We start from the raw sequence: 16,760 nt of genomic DNA on the forward strand, positions 1-16,760 counted from the left end.
TTCATGTAGCGTAGTACGCAAAAAAAAGTCCCCCATCATAGAGGAGGACTAAGGCAGAAATTCAGAATAACGTACTGTTATTGTGCCTGCTGGCTCTAGGCCCGCCGACGGTCAGCATAACTTCTGACCTTTCGGCTCATTGCCTCAAATGCATCCCTAAGCGCGATCGCAATATCCTCACCCCCATCACTTTCATGAGGGCCGCGTTGCACCACCAGCACATCACCGGGCACGGCAACGTCTATACCAACCTGGAACGGCTCTCCCTTGTGATACTCGACATGCGGGCTCTTCCGCTGCTTACCTATCGTGACACGGCAACTGATAATATCAGGACAGAAGCGCCCAAGCTTGGCGACCTTGTCATGCACCTTCTGCTTTACTGAATCGGAATGATCTACACCATGAAAGGAAACCTGAACGGGAATATGCATCAAGGCCTCTCCCTTGGATCGTACCCTACCGCTACTCGTGCGGTAGCAGTGGGGCGCTGAAAACACCGGCCACCAGAGCTGACCTGCACACCATCCAAGGGCTGCGTAGATCATGCCCAACGGCCAGATCTATGGGGCGCAACGCCGCGCCCGGGAATTCAGACAACCGTCTGTTTATAAAGACGACTCTGATTCACTTACCTTCATATTCTGATCCCTTTTCCCCAGCGCCGCAACAGGCATCAACAACCTTCACCGGAAGATATTTCTTGCCCCTTGCAAAATATGGGAATCTCCACCATATGGGCCCCTACCTGTGGAAGAAACACGGATGTACCGCATCCTGCAACCGAAACAATCATGATGACCAGAGGAAAACCATGACGATCACCGAAGAGACGATGACCTTCCAGGCCGAGGTCAACAACCTGCTTGATATAGTGGTAAACTCTCTTTATTCGCAGCGGGATATCTTCCTGAGAGAGCTGATATCAAATGCCTCGGATGCCTGCGACAAGCTGCGTTATGAGGCCCTGACCAAGCCTGAGCTGATTGCTGAAAACAGTCCCCTCACCGTACGGTTACAAACCGATCGGGATGCGGGAACCTTGGTCATTACTGATAATGGCATCGGCATGAGCCGTGATGAACTTGTCACCAATCTGGGAACCATCGCCCGTTCCGGCACCAGCGAATTTCTGAAGTCACTGTCCGGCGACGCCCGCAAGGATATTACCCAGATCGGCCAGTTCGGCGTTGGTTTCTACTCTGCCTTCATGGTCGCCGACCGGGTCGAAGTTGTATCGTGCAAGGCCGGCTCAGAACAGGGATGGAAATGGTCCAGTGACGGGCGCGGCAGCTTCACGGTGACAGAAGCCCCCGGTGCCACACGTGGCACCGTCATTACTCTGCACCTCAAAGAAGAGGCAAAAGAGTTCCTGGAAGGATGGACCCTGCGCAAGGTTGTAAAGTCCTATTCCGAGCACATCGGGCTGCCAGTCATTCTGGTGGGCGGCAATGATGGCAAAAGCGATGATGAAACACTGAACACCGCCTCGGCTCTCTGGACACTGAACCGCAATGACATCACAGAGGATCAGTACAAGGACTTCTACCAACACGTTGCTCATGCCTTTGACACACCATGGATGACAACGCATTACCGTGCTGAAGGAACCTTGGAATACACGGCCCTCCTGTTTGTGCCGTCCGAAAAACCCTTGGACTTGTTCGAACCATCCCGTCGCCAGCATGTGAAGCTCTATGCCAACCGGGTCCTGATTTCGGACAGTTGCGAAGAGCTTCTGCCAGCTTGGTTGCGTTTTGTGCGCGGCGTCGTGGACAGTGCTGACCTGCCACTGAACGTCAGCCGTGAAATGCTGCAAAACAACCCGATGGTGTCGAAGATCCGCACCGGCTTGGTCAAACGTCTCCTTGCCGATCTGAGCAAGAAGGCCAATGACACGGACAGCTGGCTTGTTTTCTGGAAAACATTTGGCCCTGTCCTCAAGGAAGGCCTGTACGAAGACTTTGAGCGGCGTAACGATATCTTGGAACTGGCGCGCTTCCATTCCACAGCCAGCGATGCACCTGTCAGCCTGACACAATACCTAGAGCGGATGAAGGATGGACAGGAAGCCATCTATTTCATAACAGGCGATTCCACAGAAGCCCTGTGTAAAAGCCCTCAGCTGGAGGGTTATCTTGCACGCGGGATCGAAGTTCTTCTCCTCTCTGACCCGATTGATGAGTTCTGGACCGGCATGGTGCCGTCATTCCGTGACAAGCCGTTCCGTTCCGTTAGCAGCGGCGCAGCCGATCTGGATGCAATTGCGTGCGAGGACAGCAAGCCTGACGAAGAAAAAGATGTGCCACCAACCGATCAAATGGACCGGCTGGTTGCCGTGCTGAAAGGAACACTGGGCGACAGGGTCAAGGATGTTCGTCCATCGTCACGTCTGACAACATCTGTGTGTTGCCTTGTTTCGGACGAAGGCCAAATGTCCATTCATCTAGAACGTCTGATGCGTCAGCACAGGGGTGAAAAAACAGATGGAGCCGCTGCACGGGTCCTAGAAATCAATCCAGGGCATGCCTTGATCCGTAGCCTGGCTGCCCGGGCCAATGCAGAAACAACCAGTCCGGCACTGGAAGATGCAGCGTTTCTCTTACTGGATCAGGCGCGGATTGTTGAAGGGGAACTGCCCATTGACCCCGCCGCCTTTGCAGGACGCATGGCCCGCCTGATGGAACAAGGACTGGGTTAATTGAAAAAGACAGCCTGACCGGTACCACAAAACCCGGTCAGGCTGTTGCTATGGCGTCCAGAATGCCTGCTGCTTCCGGCTTTTTCTCGCAAATTGCCAACGGCAGAAAAACAACAAACGTCGAGCCTCGTCCTATAGCTGACGAAACACGGATATTGCCGCCGAGACTCTCGACAATCTTGCGGCTGACAGCCAACCCTATGCCACATCGGCCATATTCTGTAACGGAACTGGCTCTCGGCTGAAAATCGAAAAGATTAACCTGCTCATCATCCGGAATGCCAATGCCGTTATCAGCAATAGACACCTCCACCCCCTGTTCTGTGCAGCAGACAGAAAAGCGTATCTCAGGTGCGTGTCCTGCTTTCTTGTACTTCAATGCATTATCAAGAAGATTACAAAAAACACGGCACAGCATGTCACGGTTACAACGCACATCGGCACCCGTACCGATGACCCGCACCAAGGCTCCGGCGGCTTCAATCTGCCCCCGGAGAGCATCGCAAACATTGTTGATAACATCCACGACAGACACCTGATTCACCTGCGCCTGAACACGCGTCAGGGATATGTAGTCCAGAAGGCCGTCAAGGGACCGGTCTATGCATAACGCACCCTCCGATGCCAAACGCAGATACTCACGCTCTCCCTCACCCAGAAGCGATTCTATACGGCGCTCCAACAGGCCAAGATAGCCAGATATGGAGCGAGCCGGGCCTCTGATATGGCTGGATACAAGGGCTGCAATCTGATCCAGATCCTTGTTACTACAGCGCAGGGCAGCGCGTTCCTCGACCAAGGCAGCCTGAGCATGACGTTGCTCCGTCACATCAACAACAGACATAACAAGGCTAACCGGATCACCACCCGCACGGCATACCAAGCTCAACATCCGGTCAACCCAGATAACCCGGCCAGAACGATGCAGGCCACGTTTCTCAACATGACTGACTGTGCATTCGCCCCTGAGCATGGAGGAAATGACATCCCGCTCGGCCTGTACATCTTCTGGGAAAGAAAAATCATGGCATGAAAGACCCAGAACGGGATCAGAGGCGTCATACCCAAACAGGCAGACAAACGCATCATTGGCTACAACAATGCGACCATCAAGATCCATCAGGGCAATGCCAACGGCAGCCTGACGAAAGACAGCCTGAAAACGGACGTCCGCCTCTTCGCGCGCACGCTCTGCCTTTGCACCTGCCCGGGCCGCAGCCACGGCAGTTGCCTGCCAACGGCTGGTCATAACCCAGCTGAAGGCAACAATAGCAGCATACTGCAGCATTTCCACGACAAGGATAGTCACGGAATTAACGTTACCAAGCTGCAGAAAATCAATACCGGGCGGCAGAGAAACCCCATACATTCCGCGGCTGCCCATGGCCACACCCAAGAAGAAAAGAATAATGGCGCCAACCGTGCCCGCTTCACCTTCGACAGATGAAAACATCCTCCATGCTGCAACCCAGCAGAAAAAGGCCGCAAAGATTCCCATAAGAACCATACGTGCCGGCAAGCTAGGATCCACAATCGTGAACCAAGTAATCAGCAAGGCGAAAACAACCACACCAAGTACCGACGCCAATGCAACCCGGAACGAACGGCGCACACCACTGAGACGGTCGACCACGACAAGAGACAGGGCGATAACCACCAGCAAAAAAATATTGGCGACAATGACAAACAACCAGTCCCCAGCAGATCCACGCAGGACAAGCAGAAAACTGCCCAAGGCCTTGAGTATCTGGGAGAGGCATAAAGGTGCCATAATAGGACGCCATCCTGGCGCAAAGGCCATTATGCCGGTCGTTACAGCCATCAGGGTGGATATCGCCACCATCGATACCCATAACGTTGGCATATCAAGCATTGGTCCGTTCCCCCCGGCAATCCCCATCCGCCCGGTCGCGATTATGGCAGAAGCGTTCTCGTGGACAAGCCCTGTGGTGTATAGTCAAGCATCCCCCTTGCCAGAACCGATGGTTTGCATAGGATGGTCCGGGCGTCCGGTGCCTGGGGCGATCACGTCTTTCATGATCTGAGTGGAGCCTGCTTCCTGTGTCCAATACACCTTCGGTATCACTGTCCCTTATGGCAGTCATCGCCGCAGTGACCGACGATGTTCCACGGATCCTGCTTGCCAGAGATCAAGCTTCGCACTTCGATGTTACAGGCCATACCCATTATGCCTCTGCAGGAACACTGCCCTGCGGCCCTTTTGATCCGGCCAGCCATCGTAGCCTTGATCATGGATGCCGGCAGTGGGTCGAAACACGAACGGGCTTGGCACTGCAATATGTGGAGCAGTTGTACACGTTCGGGGGCCGGAATCGTGATCCGCAGGAACTACACGGAGCCGGACGCCTAGTTTCAATCGCATATCTGGCCCTGACACGCGAAACAGAAACCAACAAGCACAACAAGGCAACATGGCATGACTGGTACAGCTTTCTGCCATGGGAGGACTGGCGAGCAGGACGTCCGGAACTGATTGATCGTGTCATCATGCCATGCCTGCGCTCATGGGCAGAGGAACAGGCCTGCTCCGGACGTAAACACCGCTTGGACCGTATTGATCTTGCCTTCGGAACGACAGCCCCCGGCACATTCGATCCTGTTAGAGCTCTGGATCGCTACGAACTTCTCTACGAAGCCGGCTTGGTCCATGAATCTCGGCGTGATGCCGATGCCTTGACTCAAGCCAATGGCAAAAAAGCCCCGCCTGTGCCTGACACCAAAAGAAACGTGATAGCCACCTTGGGCAAACCCATGGAAATGGATCACCGGCGTGTTCTGGCCAGTGCCCTGACCCGGTTGCGGGGCAAGCTGGCATGGCGCCCGGTTGTTTTTGACCTGGTTCCGGATACCTTTACCCTGCTACAGCTTCAGCGCGTTGTTGAAGCCTTGTTTGGTACCACGGTTCACAAGCAGAATTTCCGGCGGACCATTGCAAGCATGGATTTGGTGGAACCAACAGGACAAATGGAGACCCAGGGACGTGGTCGTCCAGCTGAATTGTTCCGATTCCGCCGCGCCGCTATCCTGGAACGCCGCACGCTGGGTATTGGCGTCCCGGTTGTGCGCGGAGAACAATCCTAGCGCATTGATATATAATGGATGGAGCAGGCATAACCATTTGTGCCTTTGTTTCCGGTCTCACATTCCTCTTGCCACATCCATCAATATACTCTAGAAGAGCATATTGATTATACTCAGGATGAGCACGATTCTGCCCGCTTCCCACAGGCGGCAAGGAATCATCGGGAGTTTTTCCTATGAATATGCCCCGGAAACCGGATCTTGACCTTCTCTATACGCGCATGCAGTCCATGCTGACGCCAATGGAATGGTCCCTGATAACACCGGTTATCGAACACATTCAGGCCCTGAAAGCAGAGCGTCAGGCTGTTATTCTGGCCCATAATTATATGCGCCCGGAAATTTTCCACGGCGTCGCCGACATCACGGGGGACTCCTTGGCCTTGGCGCAGAAAGCCGTTGAGGTAGATGCGGAGGTTATCGTCGTCGCCGGGGTTCACTTTATGGCAGAAACAGCCAAGCTTCTGAACCCGACACGAACGGTCCTGATCCCGGATATGCGCGCAGGGTGTTCACTGGCTGAATCTATTACACCAGATGATATCCGGGCCTTGAGACAACAATGGCCCGGGGTACCTGTGTGTGTGTATGTCAACACCTCGGCTGCCGTAAAAGCCGAAGCAGACATCTGCTGTACATCAGGAAATGCCGTACGGATTGTGGAGGCGATTGCCCGCGAAACCGGCAGCGACAGCGTTCTGTTTCTGCCTGATCGCTATCTGGCCGCATGGGTTCAGACCCAGACTGATGTCCGTATTATCCCCTTTGATGGATCCTGCGAGGTGCATGAACAGTATCGTCCCGAGGACATACACAGCATCCGCGAAGACTACAACAATGACTTGGTTGTGATTGCCCACCCTGAATGTCCATCTGACGTGATCCAAGCCGCAGACTTTGCCGGTTCAACCGCCCAGATGGCAGATTACCTGGAACGGGAGAAACCCGGTCGGGTCCTTCTGATCACAGAATGCTCGATGGGGGACAATCTGATGAAGTCCCATCCTGAAACAGACTTTATCCGATCCTGCCACATGTGCCCGCACATGAAGCGCATTACCTTGGAAACTATTGCAAACAGCCTGCAAACGCTGGAGCCACGCATTGATATTCCGGCCGAACTGGCACGCCGTGCCCGGGTATCTGTTGAACGGATGCTGGCTGTCGGGCGTTCGTAACATGGATCAGCCCGTCGTTGTGGTAGGAAGCGGGGCCGCAGGCATGGCAACAGCCTTGGCCTTGGCGCCCCTTCCGGTTGTTCTGATCACAAAAACCAATGCCATCATCTCAGGCTCAACGCCTTGGGCCCAAGGGGGAATGGCGGCTGTACTGTCTCCGGACGATCACGTGAAAGATCACGCAGCCGATACCATTGCAGCGGGGGCGGGCCTTACAGATTCGCGAATGGCCCATCTACTGGCAAGGGAAAGTGCATCATACTTCTTGGAGGTGCTAAAGAAGGGGCTGCCCGCCGACCGCAAGGAAGATGGTTCGCTTTGCTTGGGGCGGGAAGCGGCCCATTCCACCAATCGGATTCTTCACATCAATGGCGATCGATCTGGCCTAGGTCTGGCGTCCTGGTTGGTCAAACAGGGGCAGGCTGCAGAGCATATAGCGGTCCTGACATCAACCATGGCTGCACAGCTGACATCAACAGACAGCCGCATAGATGGTATCTGGCTGTACAGCGACACGATGGGATGGTTCCATCAACCAGCCCGGGCTGTTGTTCTGGCAACGGGCGGCTGGGGGCAGCTATGGCCCGGCACAACCAACCCTGTGGAAAATACGGGTGATGGTCTGGCAATAGCCGCTCAGGCCGGGGCCATGATCGCAGACATGGAGTTCATGCAGTTCCATCCAACGGCCCTTTCCGTTCCATCTCGCACCATGCACGGCTTCTCCCGCCTTCCCCTACTGACAGAGGCACTGCGCGGGGCTGGCGCCATTTTGCTGAATGAACACGAACACCGCTTTGTCGATGAGCTGGCCCCGCGTGACATCGTTGCCCGCGCCATAGAAGCCGAACGCCTGCGCGGACAAACTGTCTTTCTGGATTTACGCCCTGCCCTGTCCAAAAAAGATGGCAACACGTTTCCTCAGGTGATTGAAATCTGTCGGTCACATGGGCTGGACCCCAGACGGACACCAATTCCCGTAGAACCCGCCGCACACTACGCCATGGGTGGTATCGTAACAGACTGTCATGGACGAACCAGCTGCCAAGGGCTGTGGGCTGTCGGAGAGGTTGCGTGTACGGGCATCCACGGTGCCAATCGCCTAGCTTCGAACTCCCTGCCCGAGGCTCTGGTTTTTGGGCAACGGGCGGCTACGGATATTCAATCCACACCTTCTGTTGGCAGAAAATACAAAGTGGAGCAGAGGGATCGTACACCTTTGAACACCCTGCCCGATCCTGGCTGCCTTGGAACCTTGCGCCTTCTGGCTGGTCAGGCACTGGGGATCAGTCGCCACGGGAAGGAAATGGGGCGCATGCTTGCCTTCCTAGATGAACGAACAGCAAAAGCCCCAAGCGGGATGCACCCAAGGGCAGCCATGGAAACACACTCCCTTCTTATAACAGCCCGCCTTGTCTGTACTGCAGCCCTAGAACGCAAGGAAAGCCGGGGAGCACATATGCGCATAGACTTCCCCAATCGTGACCCTGCCCTCGCACACCGTAACAAGCAAATCCTGACACCCGCTACACTCACGCACCATGGCACAGGGGCCATGACGTCTCTCTCGTCCCACACTGTGCCGGAGCCTTTCTTGCCATGAGCGCACCACACCCCCTTCTGCTTGATCCAATCCTTCAACAAGCCCTGCGCGAAGACATGGGACGGGCCGGTGACATCACTACCGATGCCATTGCACCACCACATCTGACCATGCAGGCTGAATTCCGGTTCCGTGAGGGAGGGCGCCTGTGCGGTCTTGCTGCCGCAGAACGAACCATGATGCTGGTAGATCCATCCTTGACCTTCCAAAGCCTGGCAAAAGATGGGGATGATGTTGAGTCCGGAACAGTTGTTGCTGTGGTTACAGGCTCAGCCCGCTCCATCCTGACCGGCGAGAGGGTCGCCCTTAATCTTCTGGCCCGCCTTTCGTCCATTGCCACGGTAACACGGCTCTGCGTCCAGAACGCGCAACCACACAAGGTACAAATCGCCGATACCCGCAAAACAACACCGGGGCTTCGCATTCTAGAAAAATGGGCTGTCCGGACCGGTGGCGGAATTAATCACCGCTTTGGCCTGGATGATGCCGTCATGATCAAGGACAATCACATTGCAGTGGCTGGTTCTGTCAAGGAGGCCATTCGGCGTGTCCGCGAGCATGTCGGTCATATGGTGAAAATAGAGATCGAGGTCGATACCCTGGATCAGCTGGAGCACATCTTGTCTCTTCCACCCTCACTGTCTGTTGACGTCGTCCTGCTTGACAACATGACACCAGATGCCCTGAAGCAGGCCGTTGCCATGGTAAACCATCGCCTTGTTGTAGAGGCTAGCGGTGGCATAACTCCTGATACCATCGCAGACATTGCGGCGACCGGTGTAGACGTCATATCTCTTGGCTTCCTCACGCACAGCGTACGCCAGCTTGATATCGGCCTAGACGTGGCACCACTGTAAACAAATACACCTATATGGAGATGACTCCCCATAAGCATCAACCCCTGTTATCATAATGGCATCACTGTGCCTGATAGGGGTGAGCACATGAAACGGGGACAAAGCCTATGGCCTGCCGTTATGGCGTGGATTGGCATTATCACGGTATGTTCCGGATCTTGGGCAGGCAGCGCTCCCCCCTCCATCAATCTTCCCCCACTAGGACTTGAAGCCGATAGCATCACCGTTTCCGGCCTGAGCTCTGGCGCGTTTATGGCTGTGCAGATGCAGGTTGCACACTCAGCAACAATCAAGGGAGCCGCTGTTTTTGGCGGAGGGCCTTTCGGGTGTGCCCGCGGTGACGGTACAATGGCGACGCTGACAGAAGCGGCAGCTCATTGCCAGAATCTTGTTGGCATGCCATGGAATCCTATCAGCAGCTTTATGGGGCCTCCCGATACGCTGGCATTGATGAACGGGGCGCAAAAACTTGAAGAGCAGAACAAAATTGATGCGCTATCAAACATCAGAAAGCATCGTGTTTTCCTGTTCTCAGGAATCAATGACACCCTAATTCCCCAAGCGGTTATGCAGGCACTGGAAAACTGGTACGGGAAACTGATGCCCGCTTCTCAGATAGAAACACTCTTTGATGTGAACGCCGGCCACGGAATGTTAAGCCTGCAAGGCTCTGTCCCATGCCCTGTGACACGCCTGCCCTATATCAATGACTGTCATATGGACGGCGCGGGTCGGGCCCTGTCCTTTCTGATGGACGAGACCCTACACCCTGCTGATAAAGATCGAGGGACGCTGTTCGCTTTCTCACAACGCCCGTTCGTTCCCAATACACCAACACGGGACGGCATGCATGAAACCGGTCATGTCTTTATTCCTGATGACTGCACAGCTGGGGAATCCTGCCGGCTGCACGTGGCTTTCCATGGATGCCAACAGAACCAATTTTTTATAGGAAATCGCTTTTTTACGGAAACAGGCTACAACCAGTGGGCAGCCACTAACCGGATTGTTGTGCTGTACCCCCAAGTCAGCGCAGCCCCTCTCTATAACCCAGCGGGGTGCTGGGACTGGTGGGGCTACACCAACCAAGATTACCTGAACCGTGACGGCATCCAGATACGATCCGTCCGCGCCATGATCAACCAGCTAACATCACTGCCCATGGAAAGCAAAAAGCAACCAGCGCAGAAGATGCCAGCCGGACAACTTGCATCCCGCTGATCCAGAGATCCCGAACCACCAAGATTCCTGAGGGGCTAAGCAAGGGTCAACCGAACATCAATATTCCCACGGGTGGCATTGGAATACGGGCAAACCCTGTGAGCCTTGTCGATCAAGCCCTGCGCCGCCGCACGATCCATACCCGGCAACGAAATCTTCAGCTCAACCTCTATCCCAAAGCCGTCCGGGATCGGACCGATGCCAACAGCCCCCTCTATACTGGCGTCGGCTGGCATCGCTATGCCGTCCCGGTTCGAAACAAACTTCATGGCCCCAAGAAAACACGCGCTATACCCGGCAGCAAACAGCTGTTCTGGATTCGCTCCCTCACCACCGGGACCATTGAGCTCCTTGGGACTGGTCAGTTTAAGCTCAAGACCAGCTTCCGGGATCGAGGCATGACCATTGCGACCCCCCGTCGCCTTGGCGTGGGCACGGTAAAGAACCTGCGGAATAGACATGGAACATGCTCCGTAGTGAACCCAAGCGAACAGACCATCCGACCGCCCTAGTCAGCTTCCCATCTTGCGACGCAAGCGACCATCCAGTTCTTCTAGGAATTGGGTCGTCGTCATCCACGGCTGATTCGGACCAATCAGAATAGCCAAGTCCTTCGTCATCTTGCCGTCTTCAACCGCCTCCACACACACGGTCTCAAGAGCTTCCGCAAACTTGATAACCTGTGGCGTATTGTCAAACTCACCACGGAATTTCAGGCCACGAGTCCATGCAAAAATCGAGGCTATAGGATTTGTCGACGTTTCTTTCCCCTGCTGATGCAGGCGATAGTGACGCGTCACAGTGCCATGAGCGGCCTCGGCTTCGATTGTTTTACCATCGGGGCTAAGAAGAACGGATGTCATCAAGCCAAGCGACCCAAAACCCTGTGCTACAGTATCAGACTGCACATCGCCATCGTAATTCTTGCAGGCCCAGACGAAACCACCGGACCACTTCATGGCGCAGGCAACCATGTCATCGATCAAACGATGCTCGTAGGTTATGCCCCGCGCCTTGAATTCCGAGGCAAACTCGCGGTCGAAAACCTCTTGAAACAAGTCCTTGAAGCGTCCGTCATATGCCTTAAGAATAGTATTCTTGGTGGATAGATAAACTGGCCAGCTCCGCATCAGTCCGTAATTGAAACAAGACCGGGCAAAGCCACGCACAGATTCATCCAGATTGTACATGCCCATGGCCACCCCGGCCTCTGGGAACTTGAAAACCTCATACTGGACAGGCTCACCACCACCATCCGGCGTAAACGTCATGGTCAGGGTGCCCTTGCCCGGAACCCTGAAATCGGTCGCACGGTATTGGTCACCAAAAGCATGGCGACCAATGACGATTGGCTTGGTCCAGCCGGGGACATAACGGGGAACGTTACGGCAGATAATAGGCTCGCGGAATACGGTTCCATCCAGAATATTGCGGATTGTCCCGTTCGGGGATTTCCACATCTTCTTCAGGCTGAATTCCTGAACCCGCTGCTCATCCGGTGTGATGGTCGCACACTTGACACCAACCCCGTACTGCTTGATTGCATTGGCAGAATCAACCGTAATCTGGTCAGCGGTCTCATCACGCTTCTGGATGCTGAGGTCATAATACTTCAGGTCAATATCTAGATACGGAAGGATCAGCTTGTCCTTGATAAACTTCCATATGATGCGGGTCATCTCGTCGCCGTCGAGTTCGACGATCGGCTTGGCGACCTTGATCTTGCTCATGTTCGGACCCTTTTACGGTTTGAGGATGACCACACGCCCGGGATGGAGGAATCGGCTCGGCCCGGCCCACCTGAGGAAATCAGGCGGATGCACGAACCTTAAGCGCAACAGCACCTGTCACGCAAGAGCCGAACCCATATTATCTACTGACTTGAAAAACAAAGAGGACAAGCAACATCAAAACAACCCAACCCTTTCATGCACACGGCTGGCCAGATCAAGATTACTACGTGCCGCCGGCAGAACATCATCTACGTTACTGACAACCGAATACAGCTCAAGTCCCTCGGGCCGCACGAACCCCTCGGCGGCCATGGACTCATTAAAACGGAGGAACGGAGTCCAGTACCCCCCTATATCCGCAATAACAACCGGGCGATCATGGAGCTTGAGCTGCTTCCAAGTCAGAATCTCGAACGTCTCGTCCATGGTCCCGAAACCACCGGGAAGAACAGCAAAGGCATCAGAGCGCTCGAACATCATGCGCTTGCGCGTGTGCATGTCCGGCACAACAATCAATTCGGTCAGACCTTCCATTGCCACCTCGGCACTGGCAAGATGCTGCGGAATAATACCGGTTACCTTTCCACCTGCTTCCAAGCAGGCCTTGGCAACAGTTCCCATCAAGCCAACGGCACCACCGCCATAAACCAAGCGAATTCCGTTCTCCCCAAGAAGAGTTCCCAAACGACTTGCGGCATCGGCATAGCGCGGGCTGGAACCAAAAGAGGATCCACAAAAAACACACAGAGCATGTAAGGATGACTGCAATAAAGACATGTCAGGATTCCCGATTGTTAGAAATCAAATTAAATGTTCGACGCACGGATTATGTTCAGAATACTTTCAATCTATCAAGAAACATGACAACAAATCATGTCCATCAAAACAATTAGCATAACACAACATCAGCATGGACGATTTTTTTCGATACTTTAAAATAAATATTAGTAAAATTCTGCCATATTTGTCAGTAAAGTGTCGTTATTCACACTCTTAGACAAGACCATACGAAGGAACCATCTCATGCAAGCTATTAAATTCATGGCCCTAGCTACATCTTGCCTGCTGGCGCTTCCGATCTGCGCACAAGCTGGCGAAAAAGAAACCATCAAATACCGTGAGAACAATATGGAGATCATAGGGGCTCACATGAATTCGATCGTAGCCATCATCAAGGAACAAGTTCCACATAAAGAGCACCTAACAACACACGCCAGCGGCCTGTCGGCAGCAGCTAAAATGAGCAGCGCTGCCTTCAAGGAAAAAACCAGTGGCGGAGATACGACAGCCAAGGACACAATCTGGTCTGACAGTGCAAAATTTGATGAAGCCATGCAGATGATGCTAGCCAGCACAGCCAAACTGGAAACAGCCGCTGCATCCGGGGATATGCCTGCCGTGCAGGCCGCTGTCGGGGATGTCGGCAAGAGCTGCAAGAACTGTCACGATACATTCAGAAACAAGAAGTAAATCGTCTTACGGTCACGTGGGAAGTAACCGCTCCTTCCCACGTGATATAACACATGCGCGGGCTCGTCGCTTGGCTCACATCACAGCCTCAGAATGACACCCCACACAATGAAGCACGAAAAAGCAAAAAGAGCTGCGGCCCAGACCGGCCCGACAAACGCTGGCAGCGGGGAATCGGCCGGGATATCGGCAGAATGTTTCCGGCCTGTTATCATTGGCGTTACCAGATCTTCCCCCCGTATCCGGTAATACAGCGCTGCACTGATGTGTAGCGACACACACAACAGCAAAAGACTGAACGAAGCCTCGTGAAGCTCTGTCATCAGATCGCTGACATCTTTGCCGACCAGATGTGCCAAAGGACCTTCGGAGAATATATCATCATTGGAAAAAAGCCCTGTTCCAACCTGCAGGAAGAGCACACCTAACAGTGCCAAAACCATAAGGGCGCCGGCAGGATTATGCCCCACATGCCGCGGCAATTCACCACGAAGGAGTGCACGCAGGTAATCCAGAACGTCAGATGGACCGCGCACAAAGTGAATGAAACGGGCTGTTGATGACCCCACGAGACCCCACAACACCCTAAAAATCAGCAAGGCCAGCACAACACTTCCCAAGGTCATGTGCAGATCCATATTTCCGACCAACATACCCGTAAATGGCATGCTGAAATCAAGGCCGCCAATCTCTCCCGTCAAGAACAGCATCAGAACACATGTGACCAGAGACCAGTGAAAAAGCCTTACCGGCAAATCCCAGACCTTTACTCCATTGTCATCACCATTCATAAAGAACCTCCTTTACATACTTCAACTTTTTGTAAATAGATCATAATACTATACCAGAGGCGAGAGACGCTCCCCTTGACACATAACAGTGTACCCCCCATAATTCGTTCGCGCAAATGCTGCAAAACAATGCAGGTTTGCGCCTGCGCTGTAGCATGACACGCCGCGAAGCGGGTGCCCGTGCGTTTAGTGCCAGATGAAGTCCGGGCAGGAAAACCTTGATTGTCAATAGGTTGACCAGCACGGGCGGTGCGACGTGTGGTGGCCATAATGGCACCTTTGTTCATGTCGGGGTCCTTGCCTTGGTCCGTTAATTGGGAACCCACGGATTAAGAGCATGAAAAGCGGCATTTTTTGGCTTCCCATATGCCAAAGATGCGCTGACGCGGGCCTGACAATGCTGCTATGCAGTTACGAGCAGGGTGCCTGCACACTCCACCACACGCTCATAGGTTACCGGGTTCGTATCGCAAAGATCGGATCTGGAGTCGGTTCTGCTTGGTCTACAAGACGAGCAGCATAACATCGCTCGAAGGAGGATGAATATGAATACGTTTGATTTTTCTCCCCTGTTCCGTTCTGGCGTGGGATTTGACCGCCTTGCGCATCTAGCAGAGGCCACGCTGCGGCATTCGGGAGAACAGGCCATAAACTGGCCGCCATACAACATTGAAAAGACAGGCGAAGATTCGTACGCCATCACGCTGGCCGTTGCCGGCTTCCCTGAAAACGATCTGGACGTTGAAGTGCGCGACGACCTGCTCGTTGTCCGTGGCAATCGGTCTCCCTTGGCCGGTGATGCTGACGCCGCCCAGAATAACGGGTACCAAGGTGATCGCCGCTATTTACATCGCGGTATAGCGTTCCGCAGCTTTGCACGCCACTTCCAGCTGGCAGACCATATGACGGTTACAGGTGCCCATCTGGAAAACGGGCTGTTGACCATCACACTGGTCCGCGAGGTCCCTGAGGCATCAAAACCAAGGCATATTGCCATCGCCACAGCGGCAAAAACATTGCCCAGCGCTGCTTAATCCCGCCTTGCACCGGGGCAGGTGCCATGATCCTGCCCCGGTCATAAGAGATAATTGCATCGCCACAAAGCAGGGAGACGATCATCATGACAACACTGGCGCTCTCGCCCCCCCGCTCATCGTTGCCGGTAGAAGAAAGCCTAGCTCTCTACTTGGCCGAAATACGGAAGTTCCCCCTTCTTTCTGTGGAAGAAGAGCATGGACTGGCTCGTGACTTTACCCTGACAGGCAACCAGAAAAGCTTGCATCGTCTGGTGACAAGCCATCTGAGACTGGTCGTCAAGGTAGCCATGCAGTACAAACGTTATGGCTTGCCAATGGCAGACCTTATTGCTGAAGGCAACCTTGGCCTGATACGGGCCATACAAAAGTTTGAGCCGGACAAGGGATTCCGCCTCTCCACCTACGCTGTATGGTGGATACGGGCCGCCGTCAACGAGTACGTCTTGAACTCTTGGTCTCTTGTCAAAATCGGAACGGCCTCGACCAGAAAGCGACTTTTCTACAATCTGAGACGCATGAAAGCCAAGCTTGGCATTTATGGAGACAAACCGCTCAGAGATGAACAGGCCGAGGAGATTGCCCGCACCCTAGATGTCAGCGTAGATGATGTGCTGGCCATGGATGCTCGCCTGAACCGACGAGACGGATCCCTAAACGCAATGGCAGGAGCTGAAAGTGATACAGAGCGTCTCGAGCTTTTGGTCGACGAGCGACCGGACCAGGAGTCTGCCTTGGAGACAACCGAGGAACGTAACCGTTCTCACCACCTCGTGCACACGGCGCTCGGTACACTGAACGAACGCGAGAAGGATATCCTGACACGTCGCAAACTGACGGATGATCCGGCAACCCTTGAAAGCTTGGGCGAAGACTATGGCCTGTCACGGGAACGTATACGTCAGATCGAGGCCCGCGCGCTACAGAAGCTGGAAACCCGTATTCGCGAGCTGATCGCAACAGAGCACCGGAACATCCGACAGGCGCTGCAACGCTGGAAGAATCCAATACTGGCAAACCCAAAAATGGGTGGAGTATGCCCCGCCTGAGACAGGTGGTTCCTGATGCAA

General features: G+C 54.1%; 15 protein-coding genes. 9 read left to right on the forward strand and 6 right to left on the reverse strand.

Translation table 11 applies throughout. From position 1 onward, the window contains the following. Positions 1-95 precede the first annotated feature (95 nt). A complete protein-coding gene (locus tag AY555_RS01410; RefSeq protein WP_066132446.1) occupies positions 96-434 on the reverse strand; it encodes an HPF/RaiA family ribosome-associated protein in 339 nt (112 codons plus the stop codon). Between the two features lie 386 nt (positions 435-820). Here AY555_RS01410 and htpG point away from each other — a divergent pair, with 386 nt between their 5' ends. Continuing rightward, positions 821-2,701: a molecular chaperone HtpG gene (gene htpG, locus AY555_RS01415; RefSeq protein ID WP_066136336.1), complete on the forward strand. Its 1,881-nt coding sequence runs from the start codon at positions 821-823 to the stop codon at positions 2,699-2,701. A gap of 37 nt (positions 2,702-2,738) precedes the next feature. Here the strand turns inward: htpG and AY555_RS01420 are convergent, their stop codons facing one another. Beyond that, positions 2,739-4,574: a sensor histidine kinase gene (locus tag AY555_RS01420; RefSeq protein ID WP_066132449.1), complete on the reverse strand. Its 1,836-nt coding sequence runs from the start codon at positions 4,572-4,574 to the stop codon at positions 2,739-2,741. Between the two features lie 188 nt (positions 4,575-4,762). Here AY555_RS01420 and AY555_RS01425 point away from each other — a divergent pair, with 188 nt between their 5' ends. From AY555_RS01425 to AY555_RS01445, 5 genes are all read left to right on the forward strand, one after another. Beyond that, on the forward strand, positions 4,763-5,803 hold the full coding sequence (locus tag AY555_RS01425; protein WP_245176932.1) for an NUDIX hydrolase: 1,041 nt from the start codon (positions 4,763-4,765) through the stop codon (positions 5,801-5,803). A gap of 176 nt (positions 5,804-5,979) precedes the next feature. Continuing rightward, positions 5,980-6,981, forward strand: coding sequence for a quinolinate synthase NadA (gene nadA / locus AY555_RS01430; protein ID WP_066132452.1), 1,002 nt, complete (start codon positions 5,980-5,982; stop codon positions 6,979-6,981). A gap of 1 nt (position 6,982) precedes the next feature. After that, positions 6,983-8,584: an L-aspartate oxidase gene (locus AY555_RS01435; RefSeq protein WP_082811789.1), complete on the forward strand. Its 1,602-nt coding sequence runs from the start codon at positions 6,983-6,985 to the stop codon at positions 8,582-8,584. Beyond that, positions 8,581-9,441 carry a carboxylating nicotinate-nucleotide diphosphorylase gene (nadC, locus tag AY555_RS01440; protein ID WP_066132457.1) on the forward strand — a complete coding sequence of 287 codons (861 nt, stop codon included), beginning with the start codon at positions 8,581-8,583 and terminating at the stop codon, positions 9,439-9,441. The genes AY555_RS01435 and nadC overlap by 4 nt, the downstream gene beginning before the upstream one ends. Positions 9,442-9,528: 87 nt before the next feature. Continuing rightward, positions 9,529-10,662, forward strand: a complete 1,134-nt coding sequence (locus AY555_RS01445; RefSeq protein ID WP_156483256.1) for an extracellular catalytic domain type 2 short-chain-length polyhydroxyalkanoate depolymerase — start codon at positions 9,529-9,531, stop codon at positions 10,660-10,662. Between the two features lie 35 nt (positions 10,663-10,697). Here the strand turns inward: AY555_RS01445 and AY555_RS01450 are convergent, their stop codons facing one another. From AY555_RS01450 to AY555_RS01460, 3 genes are all read right to left on the reverse strand, one after another. Beyond that, the gene (locus tag AY555_RS01450; protein ID WP_066132462.1) at positions 10,698-11,123 is read right to left on the reverse strand and encodes an organic hydroperoxide resistance protein; all 426 of its coding nucleotides are present in this window, start codon (positions 11,121-11,123) and stop codon (positions 10,698-10,700) included. A gap of 51 nt (positions 11,124-11,174) precedes the next feature. After that, positions 11,175-12,392: an NADP-dependent isocitrate dehydrogenase gene (locus AY555_RS01455; protein WP_066132465.1), complete on the reverse strand. Its 1,218-nt coding sequence runs from the start codon at positions 12,390-12,392 to the stop codon at positions 11,175-11,177. A 177-nt stretch (positions 12,393-12,569) separates the two neighbouring features. Beyond that, a complete protein-coding gene (locus AY555_RS01460) occupies positions 12,570-13,172 on the reverse strand; it encodes an LOG family protein (protein ID WP_066132468.1) in 603 nt (200 codons plus the stop codon). Between the two features lie 246 nt (positions 13,173-13,418). On the opposite strand from AY555_RS01460, the gene AY555_RS01465 reads away from it, so the two are divergent. Further along, positions 13,419-13,865, forward strand: coding sequence for a c-type cytochrome (locus AY555_RS01465; protein ID WP_066132471.1), 447 nt, complete (start codon positions 13,419-13,421; stop codon positions 13,863-13,865). 80 nt (positions 13,866-13,945) lie between these two features. Here the strand turns inward: AY555_RS01465 and AY555_RS01470 are convergent, their stop codons facing one another. Further along, on the reverse strand, positions 13,946-14,656 hold the full coding sequence (locus AY555_RS01470) for a cytochrome b/b6 domain-containing protein (protein ID WP_066132473.1): 711 nt from the start codon (positions 14,654-14,656) through the stop codon (positions 13,946-13,948). Between the two features lie 545 nt (positions 14,657-15,201). Between AY555_RS01470 and AY555_RS01475 the strand changes: the two genes are divergently transcribed. Together AY555_RS01475 and AY555_RS01480 are read left to right on the forward strand one after the other, a co-directional pair. Continuing rightward, positions 15,202-15,690: an Hsp20 family protein gene (locus AY555_RS01475; protein ID WP_066132476.1), complete on the forward strand. Its 489-nt coding sequence runs from the start codon at positions 15,202-15,204 to the stop codon at positions 15,688-15,690. 86 nt (positions 15,691-15,776) lie between these two features. Continuing rightward, the gene (locus AY555_RS01480; RefSeq protein WP_066132479.1) at positions 15,777-16,739 is read left to right on the forward strand and encodes an RNA polymerase factor sigma-32; all 963 of its coding nucleotides are present in this window, start codon (positions 15,777-15,779) and stop codon (positions 16,737-16,739) included. Positions 16,740-16,760 lie beyond the last annotated feature (21 nt).

Source organism: Haematospirillum jordaniae, from assembly GCF_001611975.1.
GTDB lineage: Bacteria > Pseudomonadota > Alphaproteobacteria > Rhodospirillales > Rhodospirillaceae > Haematospirillum > Haematospirillum jordaniae.